Raw genomic sequence first — 23707 nt, forward strand, 5'->3', positions numbered from 1 at the left:
ACATTTTTTCGTTCTCGACTCCGCTCGAACACCATAGAAAAACATGGGGTTTTCACTATTCTACATGCCATCTAGAAGAGACACTAAAAGGTTAAATATTGAGAATTTAAACGATATTCGAGCGGAGTCGAGAATACCAATGATAATCTAAAAATCAACAAATAATTTTCCATTACTTTGATTAAGAGTACGATTCGTGATGGTAAAATAATCTACATTATTTCGTTCTCGACTCCGCTCGAACACGATAGAAAAACATGAGGTTTCATTATTCTACATGCCATCTAGAAGAGACACTAAAAGGTTAAACATTGAGGATTTAAACGGAATTCGAGCGGAGTCGAGAATCCTTCATGAGAATCAAAAACAATTTACCTTTGCTCAGTTTAATAGTGTGATTGAAAATATTCTACAAGTAATTCTTATAGCAATAGCTTAAGAGCACCTCAGTATAAATTCAATACGTTTCTATTTTACAACAATTAAACTATTTATCAATTCACAAACAACTTTTTAGAATCCCCATTACACCCTAAAAGGTACTTCGCTATCTTCATCATCAAAATTACGTTGAGATACCAATTTATTTTCCAATGGCTCGTAGAGTTCAGATTTCATATTACTACCATTAAATTTAGAGGTCCAGTACACCATTTTTTTTAGGTTAAGATTTCTAAATTCTTCTGATACTTTTTCAGAAAATTCACAACCGCTAATACTTAATACTTCCAGCTGTTTTAATGATGCAAGTTCTACCGGTAATACAACTTGTTTAAAATTGTTTATTCCTAAAACATGTAGATTTTGTAGATTCGCAATCCAAGTTGGTATTTTTTCTTCTCTGTTATGTGCACTGATAAAAAACGTTTCTAAATTCAACTCAGAAATTGATTTTGGATAGGAGCTTCCATTTTCATCTAAGCCTTCTAACCAAAGATGTTTTAGAGAACTCCAACGCGATATTACTTCAATACTTTCATCACTGATGTTATCACAATGTATCAGTTTTACAGCTTCAATAGTTTCAACATTTAGGTTGTCTATGGATTTAATCGCGACACTCTGCATTCTTAATTTTTTAAGCTGAGGCAAGGTTACCGCAGGAAAATCATCAAAACCTTTAGCTTCAAATATTCCTAAAAACTCAAGGTTTGGTGTATGTGTTAATAAACGTTCTAAAGCTTCGGTGGTTCCGTTATAATCATCAATTCTTAGTACTTTTAGATTCGGGTGTTTAAAGGCCGTTAATGCATTGTTATGTTCTGGATTGGCTTTTTTAAATGTAATGGTAAGCGCCTTTAAATTAACGAAGTTTTTAAGCAAGCTATCTAACTGACTCACATCACTGGTAAAATCAAACGATTCAATTTTTTCTGGATGTCTAAAGGTTTCAAAATTTAAAACATTACTGACATCATCATTTCTATGTCCAAGATTAAATTTAGCCGCGCTAATTACTGCATAAAATTCCTGTAAATTAAGAATTGGTGTGGCTTTAATTTCCAGATTAAACACATCCAACGGTTCTGTTCCTGCTTTTATGCCTTTAATTTCAGAAATAGTTAAATTGGTAATCTTCTTTGGCAAACAATCGGTATTTACAACTAAGGCACTCGCATTTTTAATGGTCAGGCTATCTAACTGAGCTATTTTTGAAAATACATTTGGGAAAACTCTAACCGCTAATTTTATATCTTTAGTATGCCACTCTTGAAATCTGTATAACTCAATATTTTTAAGATTTACACATTGCTCAATCCCTTCAAAAAGCCAATCTAATTTATGTTCTAGTTTGTAGTTAAGCGTTGTTAGATTTTTAAATACTGCTAACGATATTTTATGTGGAATTTCAGGCGCTATACAATCCACTGTTATCGTCTTTAAATTAGGAAAAAACGACGCATTATCTAACATAAAATGAAGTAGTTTGGGAGAATCTATTTCTATAGATTCTCGCAGACTTACTTCTGTCATTGGTGATATATTAGTTTCTTCGCTATATGTAATTTTTGTTTCTAATTTAGGTCTAGGCATTTCTTCAAAACATCTAGACGCATCTCCAAAAAACAAGGTAGATGATATGGAATCTATCTTAGGCGCATGAAGTTCAAAAAGTTCTAATTTTGGTAAATCCTCAAAACCACTTGATAAGTTATCTATGCTTTTAGATAAAATCTGAAACTTTTTTAGTTGCTTTAAATGGCTAACATCTTTAGGTAATGCTGTTAATTCATTTAAGTAAAACAATTCTATACGTTTTAAAGAGGCGGGAAACACGACTTGAGACAGGTCTTGCACGCCTACATAACGTAGTTTAAACACTTTTAGTTTCGTAAGTTTTGTAAGCCAATTAAAATCGGTTAGATTCATATTAGGAATAATTCTTCCAATCCAATAATCACCTTCAATACGTATTTTTTTTAAGGCTGTTAACTGAGACATTGTACTAGGAAACCTTTTTAAACAAGGCGCAACAAGCTTTAGTTGTTTTAAATTTGATAAATTACCAAAATCCTCTGGTAGTTGTTCATAATCACCTTCTAGATCTATTTCTTCTAAAGACGTTAATTTTGATATCTCATTAAGAATACTATCATATTTATTACCAAAATCTTTTAAATGGATTTCTAAACTTTTTACGCCGTTAAATCGTCTTAATATATGTGGATGTTCTAACAAGCGATCTAAAAAATCTGTCGAAGAATGAAAAAGCCATAGTTCTGAGGCTCCACCAATTAGGTTATATAATTTAAGAAGGTCTAAGTCTTCAGATAGCAATCCATATTCTAAAATAGAAATCATTCTGGCTACACGCTTTCCTTTTTGTGTTATTTTTTTTCGACTTTTAAAAGCTATTTGTAAAGCTTCTGGGGCTTGTTTTTTTATGATGTTAGCACACTCTGTTCTATTTTTTTTATTAGATGTTGCTTTTGCAATCACAAAAATTTCATAATAAAAATCCTCTGGAAAGTTTTTACACTTTTTAATGTCTTCATAATACTCATCCATTGTATAAAACTTGAAAACAGGTGTTTCTGCTGGTTTTGTCATAGTAATCGTTAATTTTTTGGGTATAAATTTCTTTTAAAAAAAGGGTTTTAGATTGCGGTACGTTGTGCTTAAATTTCTTTAGCAGTAGAGATTGTATTTTTCATATCTGTTATCAAAATCCTCTTTTAATATTTTATTTCCAGCTAATGCGTAAAATTTAGACGATTTCATATTGTTTCCATTAAATTTTGAATACCTGTAAATTAATTCCTCTAAATTCAAATTCTTAAATTTATCAGACACTTGTTCTGTAAAATCACAGCCTCTAATACTCATTATTTTTAATTGGGTTAATTCGGCTAATTCTTCTGGTAATGGACAATAATAAAACTGCTCTATTCCTAGAACTCGTAAGGATTTCATTCTGCCTATCCATTTTGGTATTTGTCTTTTGGTTAAAAATCCATCAATAAAAAAGGTGTCTAGATTTAAGTCTGCAATGGTCTCTGGGTAGGTTTCAAGATCTCTACTAATGCTTTCTAACCAAAGAAATTTAAGCGTTTTCCAATGCGATGCGGTAACCATAGCATCGTAACCAAAATTGTCACACGATAAAACTTTAAAAAGTTCTATGTTGGGCACTGTTAAGTTTTCTATAGACTGTATATCATCGCTATAAAATAATTTCAGTGTTTTTAGTTTGTTTAAAGTAACTTTAGGTAAGTCTGCAAGTCCTACACATTCGTAAATTTCTAAAAATTCTAGATGAGGCGTATGCTCTAATAATAACTTAATAACATTAGTGTCACCATTAAAATTTTTAATGGTTAAGTTTTTTAAATTATGGTGTGTATAAGCGGTTAAACCATTGTTTTGTTCGGCATTATCTTTATTAAAATCAATGGTTAGTGATTGTAAATTACAAAGTGTTTTTAATGCCTTATCTAAGTCTTTTACATTACTATTAAATATAAAATCTTTATAGCTTTCAGGGTCTTTAAAATTATTGAAATCTAAAGTCTCATTTTTAACACTGTTTACATCGTCTAACGTAATTTTTTTAGCACGCATTACCGAATAAAATTTTTGCAATGCGGTAATAGGTGTACCTGTTACTTTTATATGATTTACCTCAAAATCTTCCACACCTGGCTCAATAACTTTTATATCTGTAATGGTAAGACTGTCTGTCTTTATAGGTAAATAATCTGTATTTAAAACTAGTGCTTTTGCACTGTGTACACGTAAGGTTTGTAAATGCTTTACTCTAGAAAATGCTTGAGGGAAATTAGTAACGTCAGCGTTCGTTATTTCAGCATCAGCTCCATTATATATACCAGAAATAAAAACGTCTTCTAGCTTTTTACATTCGTGAATATCCTCTAAAACCCATTCTAAATGATGTGCTAACTTATACTTAAGGTTTTTAAGTTTTTTAAATGCAGAAAACGTATGTGTACTTCTTCTTTTTGGTGCATCACAAGTAATTTCTATCTCTTTTAGATTAGTAAATGACAAGGCATTATCCAATACAAAACTAAGAAGCTCTGGATGGGTAAAAACGATTCTTTTTAGCTTAGTTACAGGTGTTACACCATAAGGCATAAACTCTGTATACAAACCTAGTAAACGTTTAATATTTGGTCCAAAAATAAAAGATGCAGGAACTTTTTTTAATTTTGATAAATGAATAGATTCAAAAACCTCTAAGGTTTTAAATTCACTAACAGATGCAGGAAATTGTTCTAGCTCCCTCATACCACTTAGCCTTAATTTTTTCAATTTGGGCAAGTGACCAAGTGTTTCTGGTAAAGCGGTTAAATTCTCAAACCTAAAAAACTCTAATTCTTTTAAACTTGTCGGAAGCTCTACAGCAGAGAGATCTTGTACCGTAAAAGAACCTATTTTTAATTTCTTTAAACTTGTCAATTCTTTAAGCCAAGTAAAGTTAACTATGTTAGGGTTAGGCTCGTCTTCACCATAAGGAAAACTCCCCCTAAACTCCAACTTTTTAAGTGCTTTTAACTTGGTTATTCCTACGGGAATCCATACCAAGTTAGGTGCTGTTAGAATAAACTCTTTTAAGTTAACTAATCGTTCTAGTTCTTCTGGTATGTATTTATAATCAATTTCAAGCTCAAGTTTTTCTAATGAGGTAAGTTGCGTTATGTTGTTTACAACGTTACTAAAACCTTCTTCCTGTCTAGAAGTGCTAATTGTTAATTCTTTAATACCATTAAACTGACTTAAAAGACGTGGGGTTTCTATGAAAAGTTCAATGACTTCTTTTTTTGCATATTCAAGCGAAAGCGTTAAACGCTTACAAACTAGTGTGTATAGTTTAAAAAGGTCTAAGTCTTCTGAGAGTACGCCGTACTCTAATATAGTAATCAGCTTCTTTTTAAAAGAAGAAGAATCTTCTATCAGCGTTATTTTTTTTCGACTCTTTAAAGCTAATTGTAAAGCTTCTGGTGCCTGTTTTTTTATGATATTGGTACATTCGGTTCTAATCTGCTTGTTTTTAGTAGATTTTGCGAGTACAAAAATCTCGTAATAAAAATCTTCAGGATAATTTTCACATCCTTTAATTTTTTCAAAAGATGTTTCGTCTTCATAAAAGTTAAAACCAAATTCGTGTTTACTTAATATCATAAGAGTGTTTATTTTTTGTGTTACAAACCTATTTTAAAACACGGTATTATTTGTCACTGTATTCTGTGATATTAAAAAACAGACTTAACCAATAGCGCTTAAACCTTATATTTTAATATGCCTTTCTCCTGTATTTTATTTACATTTATATAACTCTATTCAATACAGTGAAATACCAACTACACATACCTAAACCTTGCTCTGAAAATTGGAATTCCATGACTCCAACTGAACGTGGTGCTTTTTGTTCTAAATGCAAAAAAGAAGTAACAGATTATACACATGCCTCAAAATATCAATTGGCTAAAATATTGGATCAGAAAGGTACTATTTGTGGTAAGTTTAGACCAAATCAATTAAATACAGATATTTCTTCATTTAGAAACGAACGGGTTTCAAAAGCACCTGTATTTCTTGGAATATCATCTTTGCTTTTATTTTCATCTCCTGTTTTAAGCCAACAACAACCAGACCCCATTCATCTAGATTCTGCTTCCTCTAATTACAAAGAACAAAACACAAATTATAAAAGTAAAGATTCCATAATCGTTTCTGGCGTAGTAACAGATGGAACAACGCCCCTTCCTGGAGTTAATATTCTTTTAAAAGGTACTCGTTATGGTGTTTTAACGGACTTTGATGGGAAATTCTCAATACCGATTAATGCTACTGAAATTCAAAAAAAACCCATACTATCATTTTCATATCTTGGATTTGAATCTCAGGACATACAGTTAGATAAAAACAATACGGATCTAAGTCAAATTAAAATGATTTTAGATGAAACCTTATTAGGAGAAGTTGTTGTTGTAAAAAAGCTAAATATATTTAGACGTATAGGTAATCTGTTTAGATAATACCTTTTAAAATATCCTACTTAAAATTAATTGCTACATCGTCTTAAGCTTTATACTCTAGCTTATTTTTTAAATTTTTATAGTCTTCTTATTGCCATGCGATTTAAACGTTAAACACTTGCCAAATAATATCCCCAAATACCGTGAGTTAAAATCGATATCTTACTTTTATCTTGCAACCCATTATTGCCTCATTTTTTTTAAGAATGAGATGGATTTCTATTTATAACTGACAAAAAGAATTACAAGATATGATTCCTATAGAAGACGCCCAGAAATACGTCCAACAACATAAAAAACCACAAGTAGATCGTTTTGAATTTCGTTTATTTTCGGAACCTTATCGCGTCTTAGGAAAGATTTTAGGTGCTGTAGAAAAAGACCGACGCGTATATTATAATGCAACTGACTTTATGAACGTGTTTGAAGACGCCATTACCGTAAATCCGTGGAGAACCGAAGAAGGAATGCGTTTGGGCATGCAATTATACGGTATTATACAGGCGCCATATTTAGCAGATATGTGGGATTTTATAAACACAGTACCGTATCAAAAAGATTATGATAGGAAAGCATTTAGGTCGACACCAACCGAAGATATTTTAATTAATAAATTAAATTTCTTTACCCGATTTTTACATTACAGTCGTATGGGATACGGCGAATTAACGCTCCAAGAACAGTTTCAATACAGTACGTATTACCCGAATGCGAATAGCTATTTCTTAGCCACTTTATTACATAATGGCGGTGGGATGTTTGATGAATTATTAGACGACATTCTGCAAGCTGAAGATGAAATTGGTGGTGTAAGTGCAGATATTATCAAAGCCTTATTACTCTCTGAAGACGAAAAACATTGGGAGATGGTTGCCAAATTATTACTCGCGGCCCAACGTCAAGAAGGTTTACGTCAAACCATTTTAGAGTCTTTAGACGAAGCTGGTCTTGGTGCTTTAAAATATATGATTAACGTCGTTTTAGAAAACGACCTGACCCGTTTTAGTAGTGTGACGCGCGCAGTGAGTACGTGGTTTGGCTTAAAATGGGAAACGCCTAAAAAATCGGTGATTAACCGCGTGCTAGAATTGGCACAATCTTTAATTCTGAATTTAAAAGACGTCCAAACACTGCTTCAAAGCAAAGATAATTTGGAGGTTTTAGTTGCCTTATGGTCTATCGCAATTTTAGATGTCGATAAAGCCAACATTACAGCCTTAGATTTAGTGTACAATTCCGAAGATAGAAACAAGAAGATTTTAGCTTTATACTTTGTACATCTTACCGAAAGAACAAACGATGGACTGGTCGATTATTTCAAAAAAGAACTAGGTAAAGATTATGCATTAGACCATTGGATGGCTGTAAACTTACCGCCTACTACATTAGATAATGAAACGTTTGAACGCTTATTTTCCGTAGCAAAATCGGCCGATGAAAAAGGAAAAACTTTCGAGAGTAAAATATTCTCTTGGTGGAGTTTTACACCATCGTCTTATTACTTCTATCAGTTTTTAATAAATGGCGCCACAGAACAACAATTAGAGTTGATGGCTAACGATTTAGAAGCCTTGCCAACCGAATTTAGAGAAAGTTACATCCGTAAAGTATTCCCTAAAGATTACAGTTATTCGCTTTATAATTACCAGCAAAATGCAAAGAAAAAAGAACAGTTAAATTACGACCAATACTCTTGGAAAAGAGCTTTAGCAAGAAAAGCCATTTACAACCGGAATGAGCTTGTTATGGCAACGGGATTGAATTTGTTTAATAAGATGCATCTTTATGAAGCCGATTTAGACATTGCAGAAGATTTATTAAGACGAAAACATAAAGATTTACGTACCTCATTAATTCAGTTATTGGTCGAATTACCGTTAGACCGACTACGAACGCGTACCACAAATTTAGTGACTGCCAAAAATATTGACCAGCGTTTAGCAGGTTTAGAAGTATTAACCCTGTTACACGATGCCAACAGACAACCTGATTTTATTGAAGCGCATATTCGTGACTATAACAAGCGTCCTAAAATCACTAAAAACGAACAAGTTTATTTAGATAAATTTTCGGATAGTGCAGAAGAATTCAACTTTAGTAATGGTTTTGGTGCTATCGATTACGAAAATTTAACGCCATTATACATCCCAAAAACACGTTTTGAAACCAAGACGAATTTCTTTGATAAATTAGGGATTTCCATGTCGGAATCTTCAAAATTTAAATTCAAGGATTTTATTGATGCCAAGAAAATCATCACGCAAGTCAATCAATTAATTGCACTTGTTGCCGAAAATAAACACTATGAATACCAATCAGAAGTTTATGGTGGTGAAATCGCAACCACTTACATAGAAAAAGGCATTCGTGATATTAAAAAATTAGGAGACGATGCTACTGCAGAAGCACTTTTACATAATATCCCGTTAGCAACCGTTTGGATTGCTTGGTATGAAAAAAGTGAATTAAATGATTTCGAAATGTATGCCGCCATTCGATACATTAATAATCGCGATGCTCCATTTGGCGAGTATAAAGAACTAGAGCCTTTTGGCAGACACTATTATCCCGATTTAAACGGATTAAACTTAGGCGAAAAACAAGCCTATTACAGTACATCAAATGAGTATGTAACTATTTTAAGTCGTTTATTTAAAGTCTATTCTGAAGAAAAAACAATTGCAGCTTTTAAATTAGATATTTTAGAAGATATGATTGCCAATTTCCCTGAAAAACTCAAGTTACTTCAATTTCAATCCTCACGATATCGTTACGAAACCGTCACTTATAATTGGGCAAACATCATTTTACCACTGGCTCCAAGCTTAAGTCATAGTAACTTATCCTATCTGTCAGATGACGAAATTCAGCGCTATTGGGGACTGTTTATGTATTTAGTCGCTCAAGATATTTCACACCCCGATGTAGAGACCGATGTAAAAGTGATGACAAAACAATTCAGTAGACCAGGAATTGTTCCATTCCCTAGTGTTGGGCTTAATTTAAGACTTTACCAAGCAGGGTTAATTAACGATGACGATTTACGTTTTCAAGCGTTATGCGACAAACAATTAATGACCATTATTGATGGTGGTTTTAATTACAGAATGAATTTTAAATTCATAAAAAGAGACTCCGTACCTAAGCATGTGTTTGCGACATTAAAAACTAATTTATTAGAAACAGAATTAGAACGTGGCGATTTAGCGACGCCTGCGACGGAATATATCAGTGCTATTCACAAAGTAGAAGGTATCGATTATGTGTTTCGAATTTTAGAACGTTTAGGAAAAGATAATTTTGAACGTGGCTACAGTTATTACGGCGATAGTAAAAAAACAATTTTTAGCGGCATTTTAAAGAAAACAACTTTTAATGAGACCGAAAGTTATGCCGATTTCGCCGCGCGTGCTGATGCTTCTAATGTTACAAAAAAACGACTTATAGAACTCGCCTGTTATGCGACACAATGGACGGCCTTTGTTGGTGAATATTTAGGTTTAGAAAATTTAGACGCTGCCGTTTGGTGGTTTCAAGCGCATGCTTCAGACTATATGAATAGCGAAAAAGAAACTATTATTTCGCGTTATTCTAACATTTCGAAAAGTGATTTTGCCATTGGTGCCATAGATATCGATTGGTTTAATAAAGTGTATAAAACTATAGGGAAATCAAATTGGAAATTACTACACGACGCCGCCAAATACATCACCGATGGAAACGGACATCGCCAAGTCAAATTGTATTCTAGCGTCATGTTGGGTGAAGTGAAAATCACTGAAACGCTGAAGAAAATTAAAGACAAACGCGATAAGGATTATGTGCGTGCCTTAGGATTAATTCCGTTAAGTAAAACCATACCCGAAAAAGATGTTCTAAAACGTTACAACCTCTTGCAAGATTTCTTAAAAGAGAGCAAGCAATTCGGACAACAACGTCAAGAAAGTGAAGCCATTGCAGTAGGTATTGCGTTAGATAATTTATCACGAAATGCGGGCTATCAAGACCGTGTACGTTTCAGTTGGGCTATGGAAGCCAAAGCCACACAGGCCATTATGGAGCAAGCCGTCATTAACATAGAAGAAACAGAAATTGAACTCGTGATTAACGATCTTGGTAAAACAGATATTAAAGTTACCAAAGCAGGGAAATCACTAAAAAATATTCCTGCCAAACTGAGTAAAGACAAACAAGTTATCGCTTTAAAAGAGCACAAAACGTACTTGTCTAGACAATACAGCAGAACGCGTGTTTCGCTAGAAAATGCGATGGTTAACGAAGATGAATTTACGGCAAAAGAAATTCATAATATGATGCAACATCCTATTGTAAAAGTGATGTTGAGCAAGTTAGTAATGTACGTTCCAGAAAGAGAAATTACAGGGTTTTATAACGAAGGAACATTAACAGATGCTTCAGGAAAAACGCATCCATTATCCGAAGACGATGTGTTACGTATTGCACATGCTTCACATTTATACCAAGCGGTAGAATGGGATCTGTACCAAAAACATGTATTTGCAGAGCGCATTACGCAACCATTTAAACAAGTATTTAGAGAGTTATATTTAATCACTAATGACGAGCGCGAACACAGCAACCGTTCCGAACGTTACCAAGGGCACCAAATTCAGCCTAAAAAAACCGTAGCACTTTTACGCGGTCGTGGTTGGACGGTGAGCATGGAAGACGGTTTACAGAAAGTGTATCATAAACGCGGATTTATAGCCACCATGTACGCCATGGCAGATTGGTATTCGCCGTCTGAAGCCGAAGCGCCAACGCTAGAAGATATCTGTTTCCATGCCATAGATACGTATAAAAGAATTCCGCTTACAGAGATTCCGCCAGTAGTATTTAGCGAAATCATGCGCGATATCGACCTTGTGGTAAGTGTTGCTCACGTTGGTGGTGTCGATCCGGAAGCGAGTCACAGTACCATGGAAATGCGTGGTGCATTGGCCGAAGCGTCTGCCCTGTTATTCAAACTTAAAAACATCACGGTAAAAGAGCGTCATATCTTTATAAAAGGGACTTTAGGCGAGTATAGCATTCATTTAGGAAGTGGTCAGGTGAGTAAAAACGGACTCTCGTTATCCATCATTCCAGTGCATAGTCAGCATCGCGGACGTATGTTCTTGCCTTTCGTAGACGAGGACCCAAAATCGGCAGAAATTATTTCTAAAATGAAATTACTTTCAGAAGATAATAAAATCCAAGATCCAACAATATTAGCACAGATAAACAGTTAACATTAAATTATTAGGGCGTTACCTCGCTTAGGCGAGGTCGGGCTTTCTGTTGCAAGTCCTCGTGCTAGCGCACTGTGGGCTTTCCACGACAATCCCTAACGCAGAAAAAAAGATTCAGCATAACATGGAACTGACATTACAACTAAAAAGACTCGGGAAGAAAAAAGTAAAAGAAGTCCCGTTTACACTAGAAGAACATCCGAAGAATTTAGAAGAATTATTAATCGGTTGTGTAAAAAATCAAGTCGAAGCCTTTAATAAAAAACGAACAGAAGTTAATGTAATCGGATTTTTAAGCCCTGCCGAAATAGAAGAACAAGCCCAAAGTGGTAAAGTCGATTTTGGAGACATCAATAACACCGATTTAGCCAATCTGCAAAAAGCCATAGACAATGTTTTACTCGCTTTTAAAGATGGTCTTTTCGTAGTTTTTGTAAACGATGAAGAAATCACCGATTTAAAAGCGCCTTTAGATTTAACGTCAGAAAGTGTCATTGCCTTTATAAGAATGACGTTTTTAGTGGGCACGTATTGGTAGTAATAATATGAAACTCGAAAACCTACAAACGCAATTAGCAGATTGTATTACCGAACAACATGCCGTATGGTCAAACTTATTGGCAAATACGAATTACGGGAATTATGCCTCAAGCTTATGGAACGTGACCTTGAAACCGGAAGACATTACAGTAAATCGCGATGATGAAACATTTACATTTCAACACGCTAATTTCGAATTTGATGTGGAAGTAGGTCTGTCGTTTGGAGACGATAATACCATGTTTTCTAAACTAGTTTCCGGACAAGGCACCTTTCAAATTAGTAATCATAAAACGATAGAAATTAAAACATTAATTTTAAATAAAGATTTTTCCAAACACAATAAATAAAACAAACTATTAAAAAACACAAATCATGAAACATTACACAAGTGCCATTATTTTTGGAATTGCAATCGTTGCATCTTCAATTTTCTTAGGAAAAGCATATACAGACAGAAATAAAGTCGATGGAGAAATTGAAGTGACTGGTCTAGGAAAAACAGATTTCTCATCAGATTTAATTGTTTGGGAAGGAAGTTTTAGTTCCGTAAATATAGATTTACAGCAAGCTTACATCTCTTTAGAACAAAAGAAATCGACTATAAATAATTACTTAACAAAGAAAGGTATTAAGCCAGAAGAATTGGTTTACAGCGCGGTTTCAACACATCAGAAAACCAAACAATTATACTCTTATACGGGTGATTATGCAGGTGAAGAATTTGTAGGTTACGAACTTACGCAGTCTATAGAAATAGAATCTAAAGACGTGGATAAAATAGAAAAAGTCTCTAGAGAAATTACCGAATTATTAAATCAAGGGGTTCAGTTTTATTCACAAGCACCGCGATATTATTACACAAAACTTGCGGATCTTAAAATTGAAATGATTTCTAAAGCTACAGAAGATGCGAGATTACGTGCCGAAAATATCGCTAAATTTTCTGGTGGAGAGTTAAGTGATTTAGAATCGGCTAAAATGGGAATCTTTCAAATTACAGGTCAAAATTCTGGAGAAGATTATTCTTGGGGAGGAACCTTTAACACAGCAAATAGAGAAAAAACAGCTTCAATCACCATGAAGTTGGTTTATAAAGTAGACTAATCATTTTATAGGACCTCGCTCCTATTCAACACCTACCAAAAGGTATTCGCGTATTGTGAATACCTTTTTTTATGCTTTAAAATCACATTTCCCTACATAATCCATTATACCTAAAAATGGCTGAATACGGTGATAAATGACCTACAATCACCATGTAAATTTGACTAAAATAAAACATCAAAATTATAATTATGACACCTGAAGAAAAAAAACAATATTTAGCAGAAATAGACGAAGTCGTACAAAAAGCTGTAGATGGAGAATATAAACTTTATCCTGTACTACAACCAGCAAGTTGGCCTGGTGTTAAAAATGGTGCGCTCTATAATGTAGAAGTTTATGAAGACAATGATGATCATATTCCTTTAGTTGTTAAATCTTATGCCGTAGAAACGCCAGATGGCTTAGTGTATCTAGGAAAGAAACATAAAGAATTCTTTGGAAATAGAAACTTATATCAAGAAGCTAGCGACAACTTAGACGAGCTTGAACAAGCATTTAATTTTGAAAAAGAATTTGATAATAAAGTGTTGAGTTCAAATGGAACTCGATTTTCTAGTGAAAGAGCTCTTAGTTATACACAGATGCGTATGGCTCATGATTTTTTAGAGTCAGAAGAATTATTTGTATCTATACCTAGACGTGGTAATATACTTATTATTCCTAAAGATTCTGACAAAGAGCTCTTAGATATGTTTTTATACGTGCATAGACATAATTGGAACGATAAAACTAACGACAATACGCATATCGCTAATATACTTTTATACGTAAAAAGTGGTAATAGAGAAGGTATCGTATATCTATAAATCTAAACGCTATGTTGTAAATTTAGTAACGTCTTTTATTCATAAAAAATAATTATAAAAAAGGCTTCAATTCAAAACACTGAAACAATGAAAAGCGCAGGTCTTAAAACTACAACGGGTAATTCTTCAAAAGAAAAAAGTGCCCAAAACACGTTCTTTGTCATCAATATTTTTGGTGCTAAACTTTATGAAAAACCTGCGTTAGATTCAAAATTAATAAAGCGCATTTCTGTTGGAGAGAAAATTGTTGCAGAGAAAATTATTGAAACAAAACAATCCTTGCACATTGGTGAAGGCTTTCAACTTCAGGGGAATTTTATTAAAGTAAAAAATCAAGTCTGTTCTGGATTTATTCATAGTTCAGACTTGACAACATTTAGACCTCAATTAGAGCCTATTTACAATGGTGTCGTTATTCCTGATTTTAAAGGAAAAATGATAAATAAAACTACAGATAAGAGAATTGAAACATGTAACGATAAGCCATTTGAAATTGAGGAAGATATAACCACCTATAGTCATATCATTCATACTTATACAGATTTTAATGATTGTTTTGAGAATACTTACCTATATAAGTATATGACATTACATGAAGTCTATCATCAATTGCCTGTTCATGATCCTAATATTGATATCACTTCAAAAGGAAATTTTATTTTAATGCCTGAGTTTATAGAAAAAAAAGACAACCAATACATTTTTAAAGGCATAGGCATCACACGTAGTATCGCAATTATTGAAAATAAAGACGGCCAGTTTTTAATAGCGTCATTAGACTGTCCATAAATAAATTCTGTCTAAAACACGCTAATTGTCAACAATAACCAAGGTGTTCTTATTTATAAGAACACCTTTTTTTTGATGAATTAGATAAACCATGACATGCAGAAATGGCTGAAAACCGTGATAAAAAAACTGAGATGCTTCTTTAATTTTGTAATAAATAATAAAAAAATCAACATTATGAGCGGTACACTTCACGGTAAAGAAAAATCTCAAGAAGAAATAGAAAAAATAATAGAGCAAACTAAAAATAGTGATCAAAAGATCTATCCTATTTTAAAACCAGGTAATTGGGTTGGATTAAAAGCAGGCGCTTTGAGTTCTACTTTAATTCCGTCCGAAGATGGCGCTGAAGTCGTGATTGGTTATGGTATGGATACGCCAGATAACTTTGTGTTTTTAACTAAAAAACATTTAGAAACTATGGATGCTAAACAAATTACACAAGAAGCATTTGAAAATTTAGCAAACTGTGATACGGGATTAGAATTTGTTGAAGCTTTAGATAATAAAGCAGTTGGTGCTAACGGAACCGATTTTTCTAGTGAAACCATTCTTTCTAGAACACATATGTTAAAAGCACATGCCATGTTAGACGCGGAAGAATTATTAGTATCTATCCCTAGAAGAACTTGTATGACTATTATTTCAAGACAAGCAGATGAAGACACGATTAATAAATTCGCATTTTTACATAACCATACTTGGGAGGATGATAGTTTTGGTAATGCACCTATTACAAATTCATTTTTTATTGTAAAAGATGGTAGTATTGTTGGACATATTCCATTATAATTCAATTTAAAAAACACAGATAAAAAAAGGCATTCTTAAAATTAAGAATGCCTTTTTTATGGTTTCAATGCTATATAATTAAATGTTATAACTAATGCATTACACTTAGAAATAGCTGAATACCGTGATAAAAAACAACAATTGCTTCTCTAATTTTGTACGAATCAATAAACATACAAGATTATGAGCGGTACACTTTACGGAAAAGAAAAATCTCCAGAAGAAATAGACAAAATAGTTGAACAGACTAAAAATAGTGATCAAAAAATCTATCCTATTTTAAAACCAGGAAATTGGGTGGGTTTAAGAGCTGGAGCATTAAATTCTAATTTAATACAAACAGAAGCTGGGCCAAAAGTCGTTATTGCTTATGGAATGGATACACCAGATAATTTTGTATTTCTTACACAACAGCATTTAGAAACCATGGATGCTAATGAAATTACAAATGAAGCGTTTAGAAACTTAAGACATTATGAAACAGAATTCACCTATTCTGAAGCATTACAAAATAAGGTTCTGACTTCTAGTGGAAACGATTTTTCTAGTGAACGCATTCTCAATGAAGCACATATGTTAAAAGCTCATGCCATGTTAGAAGCCGACGAATTATTTGTTTCTGTACCGAGACGCTCGTGTATGATGGTGATTTCAAGAGACTCAGACGAAGCTTTACTCGGAACCTTTTTAAACTTACACAAGGATGCTTGGGAAGACGATAGCTACGGAAACGCGCCTATAGCTAATATTCTTTTTACCATGAAAGCAGGCCGTATTACGGGACATATCGCCTTGGATAATTTGTCTGAAGACGAATAAAACATAACGACTCACCTCTATTAAAAAAGGTGTTTACAAAATCGTAAACACCTTTTTTTATGCATTAAACTGAAAGAAATTAGCTTCATTACATAAACCACTAAATCCTCAAATGGCTGAATACAGTGATAAAAATCGTTATGTGCATCCTTAATTTTGTGGTAAACAATAAAACAAATAAGATGAAAGTCAATCCACTTAATAGAACAGATAATTTAGCAGAAATTCAGGCTATTGTAACAAAAGCAAGCCAAGGCGAATACAAAGTATATCCTATTGTAAAAGCAGGAACTTGGGACGGTTTAGATGGTGAAATTCTACAGACCACCGCGATAAAAGGCGATAATGAAAACGATCCTTCTAAAATAGTTGCTGTTTACGGTGTAGACACACCAGAGGGTTACGTGTACTTAACGATGTCGGATTTAGATATTTATGATGGAACAACACTGCTTAATGATGCGTATCAAAACTTAGACGATTTAGAATCGACCTTAGAATATGCTGAAGCCTTAAATAATAAAGCCCTTATTTCTGTAGATTCTTATTTTGCGAGTGAACGTGTTTTTAGTAAAGTAGAAATGCAAAAAGCACACGCTATGCTAGAGTCAGAAGATTTATTTGTGTCGACCTCAAAATATGGCGAGTTAATGATTATTTCACAACACGCAGATAAAGAAACTAAAGATAAGTTTGCTTACCTACATAAGTACAATTGGAATGATGACGAGAACCCTAACGAGCGTATAGCAGACCTGGTATATTCTGTAAAAAACTGTGACATTGTAGGACATATTCCTTTATAAATCTATAAAATCACTGAAACTGATATATTTCTTTACCGTTAGTTCTCAAGCGCTAACGGTAAAGCTATTTTAAAAACTTAAAAAAATAAAAATTGAAAAATCTAGACTTTAGTATAAACGGAAGAGTACAAAATTTAATGGTTGATGTTTTTGATGCTATAAGTGCCTCAAAAGAAGCAGAAGTTAAAATCAGTGAACTTTTAGATACTAGAAGCATCTTTGAACTCATTTTTGAAATCGTTAGAGCGTCTGGTTTTTACAGTCAAGATGAAAATTTTAATCTTATTAAAGCTTTAAATATAGATACTGATGAATCTAATATTGAAGACGCTTTGTATGTGACTTGGGTATCGATGGGTGAAAACTTAAATACAGCAAAAACTCAGGAAGAGTTTAATGCTAAGTTTGCTTTGTATGTACCTATTATTTTAAAACGTATGGAAGCAATTAACTGTATGTCGGCTTAATAGCTCATTATATTTTTAGACCTCCTAAATACCGATAGCCTAAAACAAAACTTATGAAAATAGAAAAATTAACTAATAATCGTTCGCCTTACCACGAAATGTTGTTTGATAGTTACTTAATCGAAAATATAAGGTCGTATGAAGAACTTATGGACGTTTATCAAACCTATAAACAAAATCATCCTGACAAGACTATAATTTTAACCCTTGATGATTTAGGTCAAGCCGAATATACTAGTGGGCACGCTTGTGATTCCAATTTTATTTTGGATACAGATGGCTATGATTTAACTGGACTTGATAAAGCTTGTTATGATGAAGATAATGAACATTTGGGGCATCTCTCTACACCATCTGAATATTTCATAATCAGAAAAAACTTTTTAAAACACACAAAAGGCATTGATTTTAAAACGGTTTGTGAAAAAGACTTAAGCATTTCTGAAGACGAAGTTTTAGATTTAGAAAACATTAATGAATCTCCATTAGCCTTTTTAGACCAACAAATTATACTGAAAATTCTTCCCGTTGAAAAGCCATACGAAGGACTTACAGGATTTCCGAATGGATATTTTGATGCCGACTTAAGTCCTTTTGAAAATTACGCGCTATCGAAGTACTTATTTGAAACCTATAATTTTGAACTTTTTGGAATTGGCGCTTCCTTTTTAGGATTTATTAAAAATGAAAAATTAGAAGACAATAAAGTAAAAGCATTGATTACTGATTTGGCAAAACTGTATAATACAACAACATCAGAATTTGAAAAATTAGCAGACATCATTAAAAATAAAAACCATTTATTTTTAAGATACACCGAATAATTTCAGTCATAAAAAAACTAAAAGCCCAATTATACATTTATAATTGGGCTTTTTTATTATTTACGATGAATACCTGAAATTTACTCAGAAAATTGTTTAATAATTTCAAACAAGGTTAATTTAGTTCTCTTTATACTGCCATCATCGTGACGAAATAAATGTACTTTAGTATTATCATAGCAACCAAAAAACAATAAATCACCTTCAGAATTAGCACCAATAGCTTTACCTAAAGCTAATTTTTCTAAACTCCACTTGTACCCATCTAAATCTTTAAATGACGGATTCATAAATTCACTTAACGTTTTAACATACGGATTTAATGCGTGAATCTTACTGACTTCCATTCCATCTATGTTGGTAAGCTCCATCATCTTTTCAAAATTATATAACTTAAATTCCTCTTCCTCAAAAACAACAGTCCTTGGTTTTTCTGCAATAAATTCTCTGTAATTTTTTCTAAACATCGGTTTTAGTTCATCTACAGATGTTATAATTAAATGGTCATTCATAGTTGCAATTTTTAAAGTATTAGTTCTTAGTATTTTCTTTTGTTTTAGTATCCACAATCTGTAGTAATGTTGGCATTCGGTATTTACCGTGCATACGCTGTATGGCGTTACAAACTTCATCTCTATCCGTACCAATAGAGGTGACATACAATGGTTTTTTACTTTCGCCACGAAACACTTCTTTAAACACAGCTGTTTTAGACACAAACTCAGATTTTGCGATACCAACAATCGGAATTTCATGGTCTAAAGCTTGGTACAAATAGCCACCTAAACCCAAGTGTTTTTCTTCTAGAATCACATATCCATCTACAATAATTAATTCTACCTCATCTAAATTCACTTGTTTTAGTAAACTCAAAACACACGGTAATTCGCGTTTGTAAAACGAACCAGGTTCGTATTCGGCAACACCCTCTATAATATCGGTGTAAATTTGCGTTGGTGCTTCATCTTCCCAATCATTAAAGCTTACCGCAATTGTTTTGGCTTTTCCGTCGTAATAATAAGTATCAAAAGCAAGTATCATAATTGTTGTGTTTTTTTGTTATTGTATGTATCGTTCTAATTTAATTTAGGAACGATAAAATCTGCTTTACTAAGCGTATATTTTATTTCTGGATATGTAAAGTTTAAACTTCTATTTTCTTCACCTCGCAATTTGTAAAAGGCTATTTCTTGTACTTCATTAGCTAATTCGATAAACGTACCATCTTTAAAAGATGGGATATCATTATTGAATTTCACGAAGGTTTTAGAGGTTCTAAAAGTGATACCAAGCCATTTATTATCGGCTAATTTTAACGCTTCACGGTTTGGGTTTTCTAAAATGATTTTATGCGAATATTTAGCATTCATTTCCACAGAAAATAAAACAAAAGAATTGTGTGTTAATGCGATATCAAATTCTTCTTCGGTAGATTTATCTTTAATTCTGAGAATACGAATACTTGTATCCGTAAGCGTTTCAGGATGTTTATAACACGAAAACAGACCAATATAAGAGTCCGTTTTTAGATCTAAACTTAAATCTGAATGGTAACCCATTTTTGTGTAATTCTCGTCATATATCTCAATAAGACCACAGTTAAAAGCTGTTTTTGGTTGATTTTCTTGTTCTAAAGTCTTATTAATATGGTTTAAAATATTAAGATGAGGTACAGTAAAATAATGAGCAGGAATACTAAACTTCGTTGTTGTTCTTACTACAGGAATACCTTTATCTAAGCACTTTATTATAGTATTCCCAAAACGTCCTTTTCCTAAAGTTTCAAAGACAATTTCTTTTGATAAAGATTCAAAAAAATTGGTTTCTAAAAGAAGTGTCGTTTTATAAAATGGATGATTACTCATAAGATTATACTTTCAAATTAATAGATTGGTTTTTTATAATCTCCAGTATTCATACTAAAATGAACTTTACCATAATCTACACGTTTTACGGTCTTGTTTTCTTCGTAATAAGACGTTCTTAAATCTTCTAGATTTTCGGTAACCATTGGTTCTAACTTAATACGTTCGTCTTCATTATTAATATAAGTTTGGCCGTTTGTATAAGTAGCTTCTAGATTAGAACAGCGTATGACATACCCCATTCTAATCGGAATTAAATCGATATCTAAAACCGATGGTCTTATCTCGTGCGTGTACAAACGATTGGTCGATAACGGAATAATAAACACCGAATTTGGATATAAAGTCACCGAAAATTCTTTAACTAAAGTAGCATCGTTTACAGACGATTTAAGTTTGAAAAGTAAGCGACTTAATCCGCTAGATTTGCCATAAACTCTATCAAACTTATTCGTTTTAGAAGGACTCAATTTATCAAAATTAGTTGTATCATAAAACGTACAGAAGGCAATTAAACCTTCTTTTGGCATATCCTTGGTTTTATCTGAATGTGCTTTTATTTTGGCTTTTACATCTTTAGGATGGTCTTTATCTTTCTTTTTATTCTCGTAAATCTGAGCTAATACGTGGTTTAATTCGGTCTCTTTTTCAAAATCAAATTTTACCGCTTCATTAATTTTGTTGACTATATACGTATCTGTGGCTCTAAAATTATCTGTTGGCCCTGTTAAGTTGGTAGAACATCTTAATAATTTAAAATGAAGTTGCTCTTCATTTTTTTTTGATTTTTCCTTGGTAATTTCACTTAAATAAATGCCTTTTCTTAAAGCTACAGATTGTTTGGTCGATTCAGTTAAATGTTGAAATTGATGCTCTGTCTCTATTTTAGAAAAGTAATTCTCGTCTTCAAAAAACTGACGATAAAACACACCTGCATTTTGTATATTTACAGGAACTTGCCCTTCAGTAATCACTTTTAAGTTTGGCGTTGTAAGATTTTCGTAATTAGAAGAAAATTCTTTGATAATGAAAACGTCTTCAGATTTAGCGTCTAACAAACTTATATCTCCTAGAGCAAAAATTCGGATTGATTTTTCTGTGTTTTCAATATCAGAAAAACGTTTTACTACACATCCGTTAAAGTTGGCTAACAAGTAATCTAATGCTTCTGATTTAGTCTCTGAAGTACTTAAATTAAGTAAAATATTTTTAGTTTTTGAGAGTGCGTTTTCTGTATTCATTATTTTTCCCTTTGATGTTCATAATAACTTAATGCTTCAGCTCTCACTAAATCGGTATAATTCCTACTCTCAGAAATCGATTTTAATAAACCGATGTATTTTTTATGTTCTTCTCCTTCTAAAGCATTGATGAATCTATTCAATAACAATGTAGAGGTAATGGTTCCATTTCCGGTATTAAACTTCAGTAATTCAGCATTATAAATATTGTAATCGGGTTGATCAATAGCTTCTATAAAATGGATAAATGAAAAATCTTCTTCTAATTCAGAATCTTGACGTTTTAAGAAATTAAAAAGTGTTTGAATAAGTTGTTGCTTTTGTGAATCTGTAAAACTATTTACATCTTCTAATTCATCGCCAATAGCATCAAAAAATTCACTAACTTCATAATCCTCCATATCGTCATTGACGTTGAAGTTTTTAATTAGTGTAATGGTGTTTTCTAAATTCATTTTATGACTTACTTAAAAATTATTCTATTCTAAATAGCCTTCTCTTATAAAAGAAAATTCATTAGCAATCAGCATTTGTAAATAGGCTTCAAAACTATCTGCAATCACTTCAAATTCATTGGGATCGTGAAGAAATCTTACTATCTGTCCTTTTATTCCTTTCTCTGAAGGACTATAATCTATATAAAGTTGAGAAGTTCCGCCGTTATTTGTACAATCTGCAAAATGAAGCCAATGAAGATCTTTTGCATGTTTTAATATTTTTTCATCTATGTCTACGCCATTATATTCTCCATCTAAATAGTCTTGATAATTATATGGGGCATCCTCTTTATTTTCTAAGATTTGTTGAGACGATAATAAGTAATATTGACGTTTAGATAAATCAGAACCCAATAGTGTAAACGCAATGTCTTCATCGCCATAGGTTCTCCAATACGTGCCATCTACATATTGTAATAAATTAATTAACGCCTTAGGAATAGCAGGACAATCGGCTTTAAGTTCATCAATATTATCTTGAGATGCACCGTGTTTTATATTTTCAAAATGATCCCAAATGTCTTTGCCTTTAGCATTATAATAGGCGCTTTTAAGTCCTGAAATGTATGTAGCTGCGATGTTGTTCATGCATTCGTTTTTCAGTTATAAATTCTAAAGTATCAGAATTCATTGTGTAGTTATAACTGCCGTTTTAAAATGGATTCAAAAATTGAATTTATTATAAATTATCCTCATTAATAAAATCCATTTCCTTATCCATCAGCATTTGTAAGTAAGTTTCAAAGCTATCTGCTATTACTTTAAACTCGTCTGGATCGTGAAGAAACCGTACAATTTGTCCTTTTGTACCTTTTTCTGAAGGACTAAAATCTATAAACAATTGAGAAGTTCCTCCATTATTCATACAATCTGAAAAATGAAGCCACTTAAGATTTTTCGATTTATTGGTGATTTTTTCATCAATAGGCACACCCTCATAAGCTCTTTCTATATAATCTGAATAATAACTTGCAGCTACATTTTTGTTTTCAATAATCTGTGCTGAAGACAATAAATAATACGGATATTCAGCCATATCTGAACCGAAAAAGAATAAAGTAATATCGTCATCACCATAAGTTCTCCAATAGGTACCATCTACAAATTGTAATAAATGCAATAGTGCTTCAGGAACTTCTGGAACTTCTGGAAATATATCTTTAATCTGATCTAAATCTTTGGATGTAGCTCCATGTTTTATGTTTTCAAAATGATCCCAAATGTCTTTGCCTTTTGCTTTGTAATAGGCGTTTTTAAGTCTTGAGATGTATTTATTTGCTATTGTATCCATTTTAAAGTTTTTAAATTTCTTACTTACTCTCAGTTACAAACTCTAATGCTTCAGAATTCATTGTGTAGTTATAACTGCCGTTTTAAGTTCCGTTTTATTAATACTGAA

21 protein-coding genes are annotated in these 23707 nt (G+C 32.6%); 12 read left to right on the plus strand and 9 right to left on the minus strand.

Features of this window, described 5'->3' with window-relative positions; all coding sequences use genetic code 11:
- Positions 1-525 precede the first annotated feature (525 nt).
- The gene (locus tag ACFFVB_RS12280) at positions 526-3051 is read right to left on the minus strand and encodes a leucine-rich repeat domain-containing protein (RefSeq protein ID WP_382383168.1); all 2526 of its coding nucleotides are present in this window, start codon (positions 3049-3051) and stop codon (positions 526-528) included.
- Between the two features lie 78 nt (positions 3052-3129).
- Complete coding sequence (locus ACFFVB_RS12285; RefSeq protein ID WP_382383169.1) at positions 3130-5643, minus strand: leucine-rich repeat domain-containing protein; 2514 nt, start codon at positions 5641-5643, stop codon at positions 3130-3132.
- Positions 5644-5861: 218 nt separating this feature from the next.
- Here ACFFVB_RS12285 and ACFFVB_RS12290 point away from each other — a divergent pair, with 218 nt between their 5' ends.
- The 12 genes from ACFFVB_RS12290 to ACFFVB_RS12345 all read left to right on the plus strand — a co-directional run bounded on the left by ACFFVB_RS12290 (position 5862) and on the right by ACFFVB_RS12345 (position 18705).
- Positions 5862-6500 carry a carboxypeptidase-like regulatory domain-containing protein gene (locus ACFFVB_RS12290; RefSeq protein WP_382383170.1) on the plus strand — a complete coding sequence of 213 codons (639 nt, stop codon included), beginning with the start codon at positions 5862-5864 and terminating at the stop codon, positions 6498-6500.
- A 251-nt stretch (positions 6501-6751) separates the two neighbouring features.
- Entirely contained in the window at positions 6752-11752 is a 5001-nt protein-coding gene (locus tag ACFFVB_RS12295; protein ID WP_382383172.1) for a DUF4132 domain-containing protein, read from the plus strand.
- 124 nt (positions 11753-11876) lie between these two features.
- Positions 11877-12290, plus strand: coding sequence for a hypothetical protein (locus tag ACFFVB_RS12300; protein WP_382383173.1), 414 nt, complete (start codon positions 11877-11879; stop codon positions 12288-12290).
- Between the two features lie 7 nt (positions 12291-12297).
- The gene (locus ACFFVB_RS12305) at positions 12298-12642 is read left to right on the plus strand and encodes a hypothetical protein (RefSeq protein WP_382383174.1); all 345 of its coding nucleotides are present in this window, start codon (positions 12298-12300) and stop codon (positions 12640-12642) included.
- A 25-nt stretch (positions 12643-12667) separates the two neighbouring features.
- On the plus strand, positions 12668-13399 hold the full coding sequence (locus tag ACFFVB_RS12310) for an SIMPL domain-containing protein (RefSeq protein WP_382383175.1): 732 nt from the start codon (positions 12668-12670) through the stop codon (positions 13397-13399).
- Positions 13400-13590: 191 nt separating this feature from the next.
- A complete protein-coding gene (locus ACFFVB_RS12315; protein WP_382383176.1) occupies positions 13591-14208 on the plus strand; it encodes a DUF1444 domain-containing protein in 618 nt (205 codons plus the stop codon).
- 87 nt (positions 14209-14295) lie between these two features.
- Positions 14296-14997 carry a hypothetical protein gene (locus ACFFVB_RS12320; RefSeq protein WP_382383177.1) on the plus strand — a complete coding sequence of 234 codons (702 nt, stop codon included), beginning with the start codon at positions 14296-14298 and terminating at the stop codon, positions 14995-14997.
- A 177-nt stretch (positions 14998-15174) separates the two neighbouring features.
- Positions 15175-15789, plus strand: coding sequence for a DUF1444 domain-containing protein (locus tag ACFFVB_RS12325; RefSeq protein WP_382383179.1), 615 nt, complete (start codon positions 15175-15177; stop codon positions 15787-15789).
- A gap of 183 nt (positions 15790-15972) precedes the next feature.
- Positions 15973-16608: a DUF1444 family protein gene (locus tag ACFFVB_RS12330; protein ID WP_382383180.1), complete on the plus strand. Its 636-nt coding sequence runs from the start codon at positions 15973-15975 to the stop codon at positions 16606-16608.
- 182 nt (positions 16609-16790) lie between these two features.
- Entirely contained in the window at positions 16791-17414 is a 624-nt protein-coding gene (locus ACFFVB_RS12335; RefSeq protein ID WP_382383181.1) for a hypothetical protein, read from the plus strand.
- A 92-nt stretch (positions 17415-17506) separates the two neighbouring features.
- A complete protein-coding gene (locus tag ACFFVB_RS12340; protein WP_382383183.1) occupies positions 17507-17881 on the plus strand; it encodes a hypothetical protein in 375 nt (124 codons plus the stop codon).
- Between the two features lie 53 nt (positions 17882-17934).
- Positions 17935-18705: a hypothetical protein gene (locus tag ACFFVB_RS12345; RefSeq protein WP_382383185.1), complete on the plus strand. Its 771-nt coding sequence runs from the start codon at positions 17935-17937 to the stop codon at positions 18703-18705.
- A gap of 80 nt (positions 18706-18785) precedes the next feature.
- Here the strand turns inward: ACFFVB_RS12345 and ACFFVB_RS12350 are convergent, their stop codons facing one another.
- From ACFFVB_RS12350 to ACFFVB_RS12380, 7 genes are all read right to left on the minus strand, one after another.
- Entirely contained in the window at positions 18786-19217 is a 432-nt protein-coding gene (locus ACFFVB_RS12350) for a hypothetical protein (protein ID WP_382383186.1), read from the minus strand.
- Positions 19218-19236: 19 nt separating this feature from the next.
- Positions 19237-19746: an endonuclease V gene (locus ACFFVB_RS12355; protein WP_382383187.1), complete on the minus strand. Its 510-nt coding sequence runs from the start codon at positions 19744-19746 to the stop codon at positions 19237-19239.
- 35 nt (positions 19747-19781) lie between these two features.
- Entirely contained in the window at positions 19782-20570 is a 789-nt protein-coding gene (locus tag ACFFVB_RS12360; RefSeq protein ID WP_382383189.1) for an alpha-ketoglutarate-dependent dioxygenase AlkB, read from the minus strand.
- A 17-nt stretch (positions 20571-20587) separates the two neighbouring features.
- On the minus strand, positions 20588-21811 hold the full coding sequence (locus ACFFVB_RS12365) for a hypothetical protein (RefSeq protein WP_382383191.1): 1224 nt from the start codon (positions 21809-21811) through the stop codon (positions 20588-20590).
- Positions 21811-22266: a hypothetical protein gene (locus tag ACFFVB_RS12370; RefSeq protein ID WP_382383192.1), complete on the minus strand. Its 456-nt coding sequence runs from the start codon at positions 22264-22266 to the stop codon at positions 21811-21813. The genes ACFFVB_RS12365 and ACFFVB_RS12370 overlap by 1 nt, the downstream gene beginning before the upstream one ends.
- A gap of 24 nt (positions 22267-22290) precedes the next feature.
- Positions 22291-22896 (minus strand): SMI1/KNR4 family protein, encoded by a 606-nt coding sequence (locus ACFFVB_RS12375; protein WP_382383194.1) that lies wholly within the window; start codon positions 22894-22896, stop codon positions 22291-22293.
- A 91-nt stretch (positions 22897-22987) separates the two neighbouring features.
- Complete coding sequence (locus ACFFVB_RS12380) at positions 22988-23599, minus strand: SMI1/KNR4 family protein (protein ID WP_382383196.1); 612 nt, start codon at positions 23597-23599, stop codon at positions 22988-22990.
- Between the last annotated feature and the right edge of the window lie 108 nt (positions 23600-23707).

Source organism: Formosa undariae (assembly GCF_042427615.1).
Lineage (GTDB): Bacteria > Bacteroidota > Bacteroidia > Flavobacteriales > Flavobacteriaceae > Formosa > Formosa undariae.